Source organism: Glacieibacterium sp. (assembly GCF_965200405.1).
Lineage (GTDB): Bacteria > Pseudomonadota > Alphaproteobacteria > Sphingomonadales > Sphingomonadaceae > Glacieibacterium.
In genome coordinates, this window is record NZ_OZ241356.1 from 1,000,394 (window position 1) to 1,014,660 (window position 14,267).

Genomic DNA, 14,267 nt, shown 5'->3' on the forward strand with positions numbered 1-14,267 from the left:
GCTCGTTGATGGCGAGGTCCTCGGGAAGCCCCGCTAGTGTCGCGTTGTTCCCGAGGCTGCGAGCCGCACCGCGTCGGCTGTGATCAGTGGCAGAGGATCGTCTTCTGCCGTCTCCGATGCCAGATGATCGTGCTGGGCAAGCAGCCGAAGCTTGTAGACCAGCGCTGCCCAGTCCGGGGCGGGGATGGCAAATACATCGTCACGGCGCTCACACCAGACGTCAACCAGCCGGTCGAATTCGTCGGTCTTCTCCTGCATGAATAGGCGCTCGAACAGCTCATCATTGTGCGCCTCAATGGCCTCGATCTCCGGCAGTTTCTCTCTCGCGAACATTGCGAGTGAGGAGACGGCTGGATCGTATTTCGGATCGGCAAAAGTCCTGAGTGTCGCCACCGACCAGACCGTAGGTTTGCCGCGTTCCGGATCTGGACCGTAGTCGGCCGGCATGGCGAACTCCGGCATCTCCCTTTTCCCTGCCTTCCATGCAGCCTCTGCTGGATTGTTGACGGCTGAGTAGTAGGCGTTTTGCGCCGCGTTTGCGGCCTCCAGACGCGCCACAGCGGCTTCCCACGTCGATCGGTCCGGTCGAGCATTCGCGATTTCAGGCACGCCTCCGAGGGTCGCCACAGCGGCTACCTTGGCAGCGTCGCTGAACAGCGCGCGGCGGGTGATGTTGGCGCTCATGCCTGCGCACTCGCGACTGGCCAAGCGCGGGCGGCTGCAGTGATCTTGGATGCTGCTTCGTTGCCCCTTTCGAGCTGGAGGCAAAGCAAGGTGATGGCGCGCGATGTGAAGTGAGCAAGATCGTCGTCGCGCTTGGCGCCGTTCACATTGATTAAATCGTGCAGGTCTTCCATGACGTCCATGATCGCGTGGGTCAGCCCCTGAACGTATTCGAGCTGGGTGCTTCCAGCTTCGAGCGTGTCGAGGCCGGCAAACTGCTGCGAGGTCTCGTCGTCGCGCTTGGACAGGGCGCAATCCGCCCCTAGTGTGGTGTCAGCCATCATCGTTCTCCAGAACGGTTTCGGTTAGAGCCGACGCGGGGATTGCCGTCCCTTGCGTCGGCTTGTCATATCTGGCACCGTCTAATCATGTCGTCAATAGCTGGTGCCAAAAAATCGCGTGGTCGTCCGCCAGTTGGGTCGACCTCCATCAACTTGCGGTTGCCGCCCGAACAACTCGCCGCACTTGACGGGTGGATAGCCTCGCACCCCGACGCGCCAACCCGGCCAGAAGCGGTTCGCCGGCTTATCGAAGCAAGCCTCAATGCCCGCTAAGCTGACGCCTTGAGCCGTAGTGGTTCGTGGAAACCGGTCGTTTTGCCGACCGCAAAGACTGCCCAGCTTGGCCGCATTCAGCAGGTGATCCGCGAGACTGTGCCAGGCGCAGTTTGCAAATGCAGCCTCGACGGTGCGACGGTGATTTGCAGCTCCGCCGGGATCGAAATTCGCTTCGATCCGACCGGGCCGTCATACGCCGATTTAGGCAGGCACGCTCAGCGGCTAAAGGACAAGGTCGACGAGGCCAGAGTGGAGGCGTTAGGACGTTCGGGGCGGGGGATCGGCTAGCTTGAGCGCAGTCGTGCTGGCAGGTCGCGTAATCATCGATGAGGATATCGAGCCAACCTACCTTCTCGGGACTAAACACAGATTCTATACGGGCGTGGTGAACGGCATACAGATTGAGGTACTGGTCCCGTCGCACGTGTTCGTGGTTGCCGAGATCGTGGCGAGTGAGGCTAATCGCCTTGGAACCCCTACGACTTTGATCGAGGTCCTAGAAATAGCCGCGACCCGTGTCTTCTGGCGGGGCCGAGTGCCTGAGAATCGAATCCTCGGTGTGCGTCTGACGGATATCGGGTAAGCTCGTCGCGGCGCGCGTCATCTTCGCCATGCGTAACCTCTAACGCAATATCAGCAGCGCCGACGCGATGCGGCAACCGCACCGCGTCACCGCACCCGAGCTGGCGGACCTGCCGCTCTACATCGAGATGGCTCCATAGCGCGGTTTTTATACGCGAAGCAGGGGTCGTACGTAAAATCTGGTCGAACAACCAGGACAGTTCATGAAACCGCTAGTCTCAACACACGCCCGGGCGCCGATCGTCGGAAGCCAACCCCGTATTGTCTGCGCCGTCTCATAGCGCGCCTCTTTTTAACGTGCGCGCCATGGCACGTACGGAAAAATCCTCTGAGGAAGGCAAACGTGTCAATGATGCTACATCAGCGTATCGAAATCCGAGCTACAGGCATCCTCGTCGAGGGTGCCAAAAGAGAAGCACGTCGGCGCGGCATGACGCTGTCCGAGTTCATGCGTGACGCCATGCGCCGGTCCTTGGCAGAAGCCGCATGACGGTGAACAGCAAGTCATCGCCGGCCGCTGTTGCTGCCAGACCGCGCGTGCTCATCCCCCTGTTTCTTGGGGAGCCGGAGTCGTATCCTGAGTTTCGAACGCTGCCGAGCGGCGCTGCCTACATCGGTCCCGATCTGCTCCGCCGGGTAAAGCCATAGATGGCCGCCCCCGTCATCCTCGCTAGCCCGTTCCTGACCGCGACGCCGCTGGCGAGCGCTACGTTCTACCTGGCCGGCACTCTCACGCTCGCTACCGTCTACGCGGACAAGGCTGGTACGCCCCTGGCCAACCCGGTCCGCGCCAACTCGGCCGGTGTGTTTCCGGCGATTTTCCGCGATCCGGCGGTCAAATATCGCTTAAGAATCACCGACCATGCCGGCGTTCAAATCCGGCCTGACATCGATACGCTTGGCGGCGAACTTGCGGCGGACGCGGCGGCTTTGGCCTACACTGCCCCCGGCACCGACGCGGTCGAGCGCACGGTTGCGGCCAAGCTCGGCGAGTCCATCTCGGTCAAGGATTTCGGGGCAAAGGTCGACGGCCTGTCCGACGACACTGCGGCGGCGCAGGCCGCCTACACCGCGACAGCGATTGCGACCGGCACTGAGTATTTTACGGCTGGCACGATCGTACAGGCGACGGACATGACTTCTCGAGCTGTCCACCTTCGCGGGGCAGGCCGCGACGCCTCGATCATCAAGCCTGCGACCGCAAACGGCGTAGCGCTCCGAGCGCGTTACAATGCCCCGTCATGGGACGCCGTCACCATCTCTGACATGAGCATCACGGGCGCCGGGATTTTGCAGGGTACAGGCTTCCGCGCGGGCTCCGACACTAAGCTACCTAGTGAAGAATACGCTGGTCGAACAATCATCACGAACGTGCAGTTCAACAACCTCAACAAGAGCATCGAGCGCCCTTTCGGCCAGATCGGACAGTGGGTCGACGTGTGTCAGTTCACCGCAGCGAACTATCATCTGTGGACCAGCGATAATGATGCTGGCGGCGACGCCATGCACGGCGGTAATTCGATCGTCACCCGCTCGCATTTCGACAGCGCTGCGCTTGTTTCCGACTATATCCGTAGCGACACGGTCGGCACCGGGCAGATCGTGCGTCGAGACAACATCTGCGAGTCGAACCCCGGCTGGATCCACTACTGGGACAGCATCAACGATTTCGGCGGCGTTCCTGGCGCCGTCATCGAAAACGAGTGGAACGAGGCCAACTACACCGCTGGCAGCGTCACCATTGGCGGCGCTACCAGCGCACCGGGCTGGGGCTGGTTCAACGGTGTTGCGTCGTTGCGGATCGTCGACACCCCGCTTGGGCCGCTGACCCTGGCGCAGTCAAACGTGACGACGCGGGATTGCGCGCTCGACAACTTGGCCGCAATCAACACCGACGCGGCTAGCACGCTGTTCCACGACAACGCGCGCATGTTCGCCGGGCACGCTCTCGGCACGGTCCGTTCGATCGGCGCTGTGCAGAACCCCGCGGGCCTGAACGGCCCGGCTTATTCAATGCCGAAGCCAAAGGGCTTGTTTCCGTTCACGGCCAACATTCTGGCGCTGTACGACGGCCAATTGCCTATCCCGTTCACCGGCACGGTAAACGTCAGCACGACAACCTCGACCGGGGATCCGGGCCTGCCGTTTCTGCTCAACACGCAGGACCTGGGCATTGCGACAGGGCAGACGCTGCTCCCAACCGCAACTTTCACCATCCCGGCGACCAGCTACTTCGTGCTGCAATACGTGGCGAAATTGGTTTCCGGACCCCGAGTGCTTGTTCGGGTGAACGGCAGTTCCGGCATCGGCGGCGGTCTCGTCCTCAACAATGCCGAATACAAGACGATGACCGTCGTCGGCTACAATCCCGGCGCCGCAGCGGGGAACGAGAGCGTCTACCACACGGCAGGCGCATCGACCTCGATCATCCGCATTGCCGGGCTCGCTGTGCTGTCCTTTCCAACGGCACAGGCGGCGCTCGAGTACGCCAACAACGGCCTGTTCCCGGCATTTGATCGGCCCGCTTACACGCTGAACAACGTCGCGGCATCGCGGACGCTGGACCCAACCACGGCAACGCTGCCGCAGACTGCCCAAGCACTGGCCACGCTGATTGCTGATCTCAAGCTTGGGCGGCTGCCGAAGTGACAACCGTCTTAAATGGCGCGTTTGGGCTGACGAGAACGGTAGTCATTTGGAGGCGGCCGCGACGCTGAAGGATGGGACGTCGCGGCCTGGCTGCAACGTTATCGTCAATCGGCTCCAGTCGTCTGACCTGTCATTCGCTTTAGACGCACTCACGCAATATCGAGATGGTTCGGGACTATGGACTGCCAATCCACCCCACCTGACAACACGAACTGATCAGCGGCCAGGCCAGCCTTATCAAAGACGCCGTTCATCACGAGGCGGCCGCTCAGGGCGGTACCATGGTCATCCTCGAAGCGTGACAAGTCGATCACTGTGCTGGTGGTGAACGGGTTCGACGCGGCAGCGACAATATCCGAGAAGGTCAGCCGCGATCCGTCGAGGTCGCGTAGCGCCGACAGGTCGATCTGATCCTTCTCTTCCGGGTGGAAGAACAACGCGATGCTGCCCCATGATCCGTGGCTCGCGTCGATGATGAAGGTGTCCGCGCCCGCATCGCCGTAAAGGTACGATGGCCTTGCCAGATCACCCGGCGCGCTGGCCAGGCGCCAGACCAGCAGATCGTCGCCGTCGCCGCCACGTGCTTCTGACAGATTATAGACGATGGGATTGCTGTCGACCTCCCAGTTGGCAACGGCCTCATCGATCAGAAGGTCGTTGCCAGAGCCGCCGGTCAACATGTCGGCACCGCGACCGCCGATCAGGATGTCATTGCCGTCGCCGCCTGACAGCTGATCGACGCCGTCTCGACCCACTAGAACGTCATTGCCCTCGCGGCCGTTCAGGTTGTCTCGGCCGTCGCCGCCGGCAATCCGATCGGCGACGCTCGATCCATAAACGGTCTCGATCGAAACCAGCGTCTCGTGAAAGCTGCCCCCGCGATCGACCGCGGTGCCAGCAGCCAGGTCGACATCGACCCCGGCTGGGACGGCTCGACCGAAATCGACCGTGTCGGTGCCGGCGCCGCCGTCGAAGGCATCCGTGCCGCCCCCCCCGGTGAAATAGTCATTTCCGCTGCCGCCGTGAACGACATCGTTGAAGTTGCCGCTGCCGAGGAAGCTGATCTGCGCGTTGCCGGCTTGGTAGACAACGGCCGGCCCTTGCGTTTGGAAAGTGATCGTCCCGCCGCCCGATTGATCGACCTGGACGTGTGCGTCGAACGCGCCAGCGCCAGTGTTGACGAGGATCTGTCGGCTGCCGACGTCATAGGCACCAGTTAGCGAGTCATTGCCCGAGCCGAAGGTCAGACTGCTGGGTAGCCGGGCAGAGCCTGAGAATGAGATCGGGCCGAACGACAGCGACAAGTCGACCGTATCGAAGTTCACGAACAGCCTGCCATCCATTGGCGACGACGCTGCGAAGACATGGAGGCCATCGCTTGATTGCAACAGTGACGCCGCGGCAAAGACGCCGACGAAATTATATCCGTCTGGGGCGTAGTTGACGGCCGGCAACGGCGTGGTCGCCGCCGACGATGGCAGGCCCGTGTATCGGCGATAATCGAGATAGTCCCTGAGCGGATCGGTCGAGATGTGAAACCTGTCCTGGTAGTCACTGATGTCGAAATACGGCGAGGGGTTACGACCCTCGCGCCAGCCATCGATCAGATAGTGCTGATAGGGATCAACCCCGGCAGCACGCACGTCAGGATTGGCAGCCAAATAAGCAGCCGCGTCAAATAGCGCGTTCGGGCTCCGACCTTCCCGGATGCCGTCCGTTCGGTAGTGGAGCAAGGGATCGACGCCCGCTGCTCGCACATCAGGGTTCTGTGCAAGGTAGAACGCGGAATCAAAGCCATAGACTGGAGGCGGGGCTACAACTGGCGCGGCGATAGGGAATGCGATCCGACCCTCAGCTTGGCCGTATTCGAGCCAATGAGCCAAGGGATTGAGGCCGGCCGCTCTCACATCGCTGTTGGCATCAAGGTATCTGGAGGTGTCGAACTGTGCAGACGGGTCTCGCCCTTCGCGCCAGCCCCCATCGAAGTAATGTGCAAGCGGATCGGTATTGGCCGTTTTGACGTCGGCGTTGCTGGCCAGGTAAAACTTGGTATCGAACAGAGAGTTCGGATTGCGCCCCTCGCGCCAGCCGTAGTCCAGATAATGCTTATATGGATCGATGTTGGCCGCTTTGACGTCGGCGTTCTGGCTCAGATACCAGGCCGCGTCAAAACCATGCGAATCAATCATGCTCGATACCCCTACCGCTCACCCGCCATAGCTCGTTAGGGAAGCGATTTGAAAATATCCATCTGATTATCGGCCGGGTGACAGATTCGTTCGCACGGTCTCTAAATCAAAGCCTTAAGCGCCCGTCTGTGGCACCGGGACACTCGGCGAAGCCGATGATCGCGTTGCGTGCAAAGCGAGCGAGGGCGTCCACTCTGAGCTCGCTGCAGCACTCTCGGAAACCGACCAAGGCGTGCTTGCCGATGCTGTGAGGATGGCTCAGCGGTCGCGGGTTATGACAGGCTGTCCGCACGTCGGCGCCGCCTGCCGGCCGTGCTGGCGCCGTCGCAGCCGCTCGTGGGGGTAGCTACGTGTCCAATCTGCTCAATCCCGACCGGTGAGTTGTTCATAAAGTGACGGTATCGCCCCCCGGAGTACGCTGCAAATTGTGAAGCCAGATAAGCGTCTGCGGATACGCGGTCGAGCGGTACGGTCGGCTCGAGTGCTGCACGCCTGCGGCGATTAAGTTGAAGGGCGAACAGCCATCTGGACAAGGTCATTGCGGACAAGGTCAAGATCGTCGGGTTCGAAGCGCGCTGTAAAGCCCGCGATGCAGCGCTGGTGAAGGCGGTGACCCACAGGGGCTGCTCGGCCGACTGTTCCGTAGTTAGTTATTCCGGCAAAACAACTGTCGGCGCGCTTTACAAATCACCCTGCCGAGATTTCGATGATGGTCGCAACATACTGAAATCGCGGCGTTAATTGTTTTGGCGCGGATCTTGCTTAGCTGTTAAGCGACTGGCCGGAAGGAAATGGCTGGTCATTACGGGGGATAGACAGTGAATTTGTTGAAAGTTGCTTCGCTTGCATTAACTCTGACGGCAGGGACGATGGCTCAAGCAGCCACGCTGACGTTTGACGGGCTGAACACCACCTACGGCGACGGCTCTGCGCTTGGGCCAAACATGACAAGCGATGGACCGAACCTCACCTATGCAGAAGGCGGCTACCTTCTGACGCTGCACGGAAATACTTACGATGGCGGCGCACACATCGGCGATGGGACGAATGTCGAGAATACATTTAACTGGCATGACGAAGGCGACAACGGGGTCGGCGCGTTCATTACGCTCACCAAAGCTGGTGGCGGCACCTTCAACCTCGCGTCATTCGACTATGCCACTTACTCGAACCTTTCGATCAACGGGGTGGCGCTGGAAGGCGCTGGCACTTTCGTCGCCAACTATCATGGCGTCAGCTCGGTGACCTTTTCGAGCAGTGGCTACAGCTCGAATCAGCTCGACAACATCTCCGTTACCGCCGGTGTGCCAGAGCCTGCGAGCTGGGCTTTGATGATTGGCGGCTTCGGAATGACCGGCTTTGCGATGCGTCGCCGCCCGACGGCTGTGACGGCGTAACCGCATAAAGAGACATTCAGGCCGGCGGATCTCATGTTCCGCCGGCCTTCTTGTGCGTGCGGTGCAGCCTTAGTTTAAGTCCGCCGACGCTTCACCGATTTCGCCTAGATGCGTTCGTCCGGCCGCTGCAGCGTGTCGTCGGTCGCGGCGACATCCGTCACTTGGACAAGTGGTCGTACCTTGCGGCGGCCAGCAATCTGGCAGGGAGCGCAATAGAGCGTTTCGCAGACCGACGCCGGCTTAATTGGAAAACTGGTTCGCCTCAACCTTGGTATGTTACTAGCGTCCGGATCCGACGCGGAATACCTAGAGAGAGCGGGCTGATGCAATTTGGGCGAGAGGACATGATAGCATCGGTCCTTCATCAGAAAGTGCGGGAGGCCGTTCGGCGATTGATCACCAACGCGGGCCGACAATCCTTTACCTGGAGCCTCGGCCGCGCAACTCGTCGCGAGGTCGATGCTGACGGCTGCAACTGGACAATCTACCTTAATGCTTCTGCTGACATTATCCGCATCGCACAGCCCGCGATTGACGATGTCAGGCAGCGGTTCAACCTCAAACTGCCACCCGACCGGCGCCGCACTCAGTAAGCGTGCATTGGGACAGGCGAGTACGGTCCTCAGGCATCTCTTTTTGCGCACTACAGATGCACATCGGCCGCGGCGTCGAAGGACAAGACGCCGCGGCCTGGCTGAGCGTCATCGTCAATCGGCTTCAGTTGCCAGCGCGCTAGCACGTCGTCACGATCTCGACCAATCCGAGTTCAGCCGAATCTCAGTACGCCAGCCAGTCGATCTCGGCGTCGTCAACCGCGCCGAATGCATGACGGTCTGCGTGCCCATCCCTCCGTCGCTTGCCCACGTCCTCGGTGCTACCGGTTTTAGAGAACCAACAATCCTGGCGTGCCACTGCGGCCAGGTCATTGATCCGGCAGGGAACGCAGTCGACGCGCTCGGCACGATGACATGCAATCACCCACTCGCGCCGCTCGAAGAAGCAGCCGCCGATCGACGCATTCCTCGCACTCGCTTTATCTGGCTGAAAAGGGAACAGCGCGTGCCCTGAAAGGTTGAGCGGCGTACTCTTGGAAACGAGCAAGTAAGCTTAAAATACAATACGTTACGGGGCGCCGTTGAGTTAAGATTTGTTAGCAATTCTTTCTTAAGTTCGGAGGCCGGTAGTGGGCATGTTGTTCTTGAAATGGGAGGTAAGTAGGTCCGGAGTGCTAATCGCACTGTTTTGCGAGGGCAGCCACGTAATTGCCTTCAATCGGGCAGAACTCGTCGGGCCGTTAGCGCGCCTTTACAACAGCGGCTGGCTTGCCATCGTCCAGACGGCTCTGTCGGCACATCCTGGATTTAGCGTAATGCGTGGCGCGGCAACCGTTGAGGCTGTACATTAACGTTTGCTCAACACGAACATGATCGATCGATATCAGAGGCTGTCGTAGGTTTAATGGTCTGAGCGCTGCAAGCAAGCCCGCGCGAAGGTGATATCCTGGGGGAGAGAGCGCAAGGCATGCAAATTAAGGTAACAAAGTATTCATCTATTTATGTATCTACTTTAGAATGCGCTTAGCGAACTATGAACGATCCGATGCATTAGCATGTACCGGTTGCCGCGAAGGCCGGGATCTCGACTTTGAGTTTTCGATGGCTTTCCAGCCTATTGTTGATGTTATCGAGGGTCGGCCATTCGCTTACGAGGCGCTGGTGCGTGGCTCGAAGGGTGAAGGGGCGCAAAGCGTCCTTGCGCAAGTCTCCAATGAAAACCGGTATGCTTTCGACCAGCAGTGTCGGGTCAAGGCGATTGAGATGGCCGTGAGCGTGGGGCTAATCGATACCGGTGCTCGCCTTTCGATCAATTTTCTTCCAAACGCTGTGTATTCGCCCCTGGCCTGTATTCAGCTGACGCTCAAAACTGCGAGCGCTGTGAGATTCCCGACCGACCGCTTGATCTTCGAGTTCACCGAAAACGAGAGTATGTCGGACCCCATTCATGTGGCGAATATAATCGCCGCATACCAAAAGATGGGCTTTGGTACTGCTCTCGATGACTTCGGTGCCGGACATGCTGGATTGAACCTTCTCGCACGGTTCCAGCCCGATATGATCAAACTCGACATGGAACTGGTCCGCGGTTTGGACGGGAGCTTGCCGCGCCGGGTGATCATTGATGCGATCGTGAAGATGTGCACGGCCCTTGACGTTACGGTCATAGCTGAAGGGGTTGAAACTGCCGGTGAGCTGGAAGCGCTACGATCGATTGGCGTCCGCTATATCCAAGGCTTTTATTTTGCAAAACCGAGCTTTGGAGCTCTTCCCCTAACAGGCCACGCGCTTTTTCGGTAGCAATCTCCGACGCTTCCGCGATGTTGGCGTAGGGCACCGGGGGAGCGGCATGTGATTCGATTTGGACCAATTCTGCTAGCACTATTGGCTCCGGCCTGTGCGACGTCACCGGTCGTGAAGCAGATTGCTGCTCCGATACCCAGAGACGGCAGAGGTGAACCGATCTGGGCTCAAATTCGACCGGCGCCAGCGAGCCTGAACTCCAAATCACGGTCGATGGCTATACCGCGGGCACCTTCGATATGAAGAGCGACCTCATTTTGTCGCTTTGACGAGATCCTCCCCAAGGATGATTGGGGCGGCGGTGGATTGGTGCCATTGCCGCCCGGACCGTGGATACCAAGGAGCAAAGCAAGCGGTCCGAGAGTCCGCCGTCACCGGTGGAATGGCTTTCGACGAAGCGGGCGGAGCGTTCGGGATCGGGTGTTATACCAATGTCGCCCAACATTGGGTCGAGAGTCGATCCGGCTCCGCAGCAAAACCACTATGTGCGGTAGGGTGCGCAACTATAGGCAAACTCACGGTTTAACAAAAGTTAGCGGGTTGGGGTCATACAATGAGGAACAGCGACGACATGCGCGCTTCCCCTCAAGACCTCGCTTGGCGCCAGGCGCCACATTCCGAGAAGAGCGTAGGTGAAAGTCTACGCATGGCGTTCCAAACGGGTGCGGGGGTTAGGCTTCCGGACGACATATCCGCTCTGCTACGGCGTCTGGACGACAAGTAAGCGTGGAACTGTATGACGGTCCACCGCCTCGCAAGCCTGTAAAGGAACGGCAGCAGCACGGCCGAACTTACTGGTTTTTCTGGAACTTGGCGGAGTGGTTAGCGCAGCAACCCACGCCGAACGCCGACGACGACGTTCCGCACCAGCCCCCGAGCAAACCGCTGAATGAGCCAGACTGAACGTCCGGTCGCTGACTGGTCAGGCTTGGTCGTTTGCCGGCGCTCGAGGCCGGAAACCTGCCCCAAATACGCGGCTGACATATTCTGCGATGCTGCGCCGACCGCGCGCAAGGCGGTAGACTGAGAGATCCGGCACGTCGGCGGAGTCTTGGCTCCATCTACCCCGGGTCTTCATTGTTCTATCCCTTGTCGACCGCGCTACGGTCTTCTCCGGACTTCGCCATGGCGATCTAGTGGCGACGTCCGCTGGTAAGGATAAAAGCGACGACGATTGAGGTGCCAGTGAAGCCTGCTAAAGCCTGATGCGCCCTGATCGTCTCGGTGATCGCGACATTGATCACGGCGATACCATGATGACCGCGGCGCTCTGTGTATTGGACGGATCGGACAATTGCGGTTGTCCCTGATCGAGCGAGAAAGGTTCCAGCGCGAGTTGAGCCGCCCGCCAAAAAAGGGGCGATGGCGGACGGCTCGGCGCCGGCGCGTGGGGACGCTGATCGCTAATCAGCAATTAGTTTGAGAAGGTTACCAGACGATGTGCAAACAGCGCGAGCTCAGGTATCCGAGTAATAAATAGCGCTGCAGCGCCGCACGGCCTGTCCTGTCGCCAACATCGTGCAGGACAGATCGGCCCGGCCGACGCTGCACCGCGCGAGGATCGATCCTCCGGTACCGGTCATAGCCCTCCGGCTGGCACTGGACCTGGCCGCGGGCAACTAGGCTGCGCATGACGTCGCGGCTGGCCGGGCCGCTGCCCTCGACACAGACGCGGCCCTTGCGGCAGTGGCCGGCGAGCTCCGGCGCGTCGATGCCGAGCAGCCGGATGTGCGCCGGGAGGTTGCTGCAGGCGATGGTGTCGCCGTCGATGACGTAGGGGGCGGTGCAGATCATGGCCTCACCTCTGGACCGGCGGCGCGGTATCGGCAACCGCGCGCCACCGAGCCGCCCACTTGGCCGCATGCTGGCGAAGAGATCCTTTCCCGGCGCTGGCAATGATGTGCATTTTTTTGGGCGTATATCCCCTTCGCATACGTGAATCGGAACCCGGTAGTGTGCTAGGCCGTAGGCCTAAATCTGGCGGGGGCCAAAGGCATGGAATTGGCGCGTCATCTTAAGACCACGATCCGCTACGACGGTCCAGCGCTCGTTCAGGGCGAAATGGACGTGCAGGACCTTGCGCCTGCTCTGATTGCGCTTGCCGAGATCGCAAAGATCGCGAACCAGCGGTTCAACGGCGGGCGTGCGAGCATTCGAATTCTGGTCAATGCCGACATCGAACATAAGTGCTTCCAGCTCGACCTGAGTCTGGTCCAATCTTGGATCGATACAGCGCGCCAGCTCATCGGTGATGATAACGTCACCACGCTTCAGCAACTCGGCGCGATTTTAGGCTACTTCACGGGTGCCGCTGGCGGCGTCTTTGGCATCTATAAGTGGGCTTTCGCGAAGGGCGATGCGAAGCCAAATATAACGCTCAATTACATCGATGCTCGCGGTGTTGTCATCCTTATGATGCCGGACGGCAGAACGTACGAAGCCGATCCAAAGGCTTGGGATTTGGCCAATGATGCGCGGCTTCTGCCACACATTAAGACGGTACTCTCCCCCCTTGAGAAAGAGGGTTACGACGACTTCGAGATCATCGACAACGGAGAGCGTGTCGTTTCCATCGACAGAGAAACTGCCCGCGCCATACGAGCATCAAGCGCCCCAGTCGGGGCTGATGATAGCGAAGCTCCCTACGTTTCTACTCTGGACGGGCAGGTCGAAATCCACACAGCGCGCTTCCGTGGCACGGCGGAGTGGGGTCTCTGGTAGACAGGCCGAGTTCGCCATATGAAGATGGAAGATGCGGTTTGGCTTGCGCGGTATCAGGCTAATCTCGAGCCGGAGGCGGTGCCCGGCGCTTGGCTTGATGTGACAATCGAGATTACGCAGCCCCGAGATAAAAAGCTCGCTGCCTCATTCGCGGTTAAGCACGTTAAGCGCGTTTTGCCGCCGGAAGGCCCCCAAGTGAGTATGTTCGATGCCGACCCTGCGTGAGGCATCATAATAGATAGGCCAGGCCGACAGTGTCGCCCTTGTGCACCGCCACCGGCTCCAGCCAGGCACGAAGGACATGCAGCAGCTCGGCCGCTCCGTATGCCAGCGCGGTCCACTACGCTGCGCCCGGGCGCTCTACCTTAAGCGTGGTTACTGCAGCTTGCCCGCGGTCACCGCCATGTCAACGCCCCGTCCGTCGAGCGACGTGATGCCAGCGCGACGACCAAGCGACTAGTCGCGGCTCAGCCGACGGCGAAGCGCGATCAGACTAGCATCTTCAGTCGATGCTTGAGTTCACGAGCACCACCCTCTCGATTGTGCATGCGATGCTATCCCCACACACCCTACGCAAGTCTACGACTTGCACAGGTCGCGGATTACTTGAACGGAACCAAGCGCTTACGCCGCGCGCAGGCCGTAGATCGTTCCGCAGGTCGTGACGGCCTACTAGGTCGCGGCCTGCCCGGCGCGAGAGCAACATATTGAGCAGCCTAAGTTTTCTGGGCGCAAGCTGCAGGTCGCGGCCCTATAGCACGAGGAATGTCCGCGGTGGAAACGTGGTGAGTTGTGCACGGACTTACCCGGCAATTCCCGGTATGTTCCAGCAGTCGAATTATAGCATAAGCTATTGATTTTTCATAACTTAGACCAGTCTGGGCACGTTCGGGAACACACTTGCGATGGATTGAAAATCCCCGTGTCGGTGGTTCAAATCCGCCCCCGGGCACCATTTCCAGATGAATGAAAATGGATCCGCGCCATGCGGCGGCGGTGCCTATGTATGCTCTGGAGATACGAGCAGCGCGGGCGAAATCGCGCAGCGAACGGCACGCTTAATCTTGAACTAGATGATCCGGGATAGTGGGC

10 protein-coding genes are annotated in these 14,267 nt (G+C 59.8%); 5 read left to right on the forward strand and 5 right to left on the reverse strand.

Annotation, left to right across the window (positions count from 1 at the left end; genetic code table 11):
- Window positions 1-33: 33 nt before the first annotated feature.
- A complete protein-coding gene (locus ACOFKW_RS04465; protein ID WP_419816149.1) occupies window positions 34-684 on the reverse strand; it encodes a hypothetical protein in 651 nt (216 codons plus the stop codon).
- Window positions 681-1,007, reverse strand: a complete 327-nt coding sequence (locus tag ACOFKW_RS04470) for a hypothetical protein (protein ID WP_419816150.1) — start codon at window positions 1,005-1,007, stop codon at window positions 681-683. Before ACOFKW_RS04470 ends, ACOFKW_RS04465 begins: the two co-directional genes overlap by 4 nt.
- Before the next feature lie 1,503 nt (window positions 1,008-2,510).
- Here ACOFKW_RS04470 and ACOFKW_RS04475 point away from each other — a divergent pair.
- On the forward strand, window positions 2,511-4,511 hold the full coding sequence (locus tag ACOFKW_RS04475; RefSeq protein ID WP_419816151.1) for a glycosyl hydrolase family 28-related protein: 2,001 nt from the start codon (window positions 2,511-2,513) through the stop codon (window positions 4,509-4,511).
- Between the two features lie 149 nt (window positions 4,512-4,660).
- Here ACOFKW_RS04475 and ACOFKW_RS04480 read toward each other — a convergent pair whose 3' ends face one another.
- Window positions 4,661-6,700, reverse strand: coding sequence for a calcium-binding protein (locus tag ACOFKW_RS04480; RefSeq protein WP_419816152.1), 2,040 nt, complete (start codon window positions 6,698-6,700; stop codon window positions 4,661-4,663).
- A gap of 818 nt (window positions 6,701-7,518) precedes the next feature.
- On the opposite strand from ACOFKW_RS04480, the gene ACOFKW_RS04485 reads away from it, so the two are divergent.
- Together ACOFKW_RS04485 and ACOFKW_RS04490 are read left to right on the forward strand one after the other, a co-directional pair.
- A complete protein-coding gene (locus tag ACOFKW_RS04485; RefSeq protein ID WP_419816153.1) occupies window positions 7,519-8,097 on the forward strand; it encodes a PEPxxWA-CTERM sorting domain-containing protein in 579 nt (192 codons plus the stop codon).
- A 344-nt stretch (window positions 8,098-8,441) separates the two neighbouring features.
- Window positions 8,442-8,690: a hypothetical protein gene (locus tag ACOFKW_RS04490; RefSeq protein WP_419816154.1), complete on the forward strand. Its 249-nt coding sequence runs from the start codon at window positions 8,442-8,444 to the stop codon at window positions 8,688-8,690.
- 184 nt (window positions 8,691-8,874) lie between these two features.
- On the opposite strand, the gene ACOFKW_RS04495 is transcribed toward ACOFKW_RS04490, so the two are convergent.
- Window positions 8,875-9,198: a hypothetical protein gene (locus ACOFKW_RS04495; RefSeq protein ID WP_419816155.1), complete on the reverse strand. Its 324-nt coding sequence runs from the start codon at window positions 9,196-9,198 to the stop codon at window positions 8,875-8,877.
- A 554-nt stretch (window positions 9,199-9,752) separates the two neighbouring features.
- Here ACOFKW_RS04495 and ACOFKW_RS04500 point away from each other — a divergent pair.
- Window positions 9,753-10,451, forward strand: coding sequence for an EAL domain-containing protein (locus tag ACOFKW_RS04500; RefSeq protein WP_419816864.1), 699 nt, complete (start codon window positions 9,753-9,755; stop codon window positions 10,449-10,451).
- A 1,431-nt stretch (window positions 10,452-11,882) separates the two neighbouring features.
- Here the strand turns inward: ACOFKW_RS04500 and ACOFKW_RS04505 are convergent.
- Window positions 11,883-12,248 (reverse strand): thermonuclease family protein, encoded by a 366-nt coding sequence (locus ACOFKW_RS04505; RefSeq protein ID WP_419816156.1) that lies wholly within the window; start codon window positions 12,246-12,248, stop codon window positions 11,883-11,885.
- 201 nt (window positions 12,249-12,449) lie between these two features.
- On the opposite strand from ACOFKW_RS04505, the gene ACOFKW_RS04510 reads away from it, so the two are divergent.
- Complete coding sequence (locus ACOFKW_RS04510) at window positions 12,450-13,175, forward strand: hypothetical protein (RefSeq protein ID WP_419816157.1); 726 nt, start codon at window positions 12,450-12,452, stop codon at window positions 13,173-13,175.
- The last annotated feature ends 1,092 nt before the right edge of the window (window positions 13,176-14,267 follow it).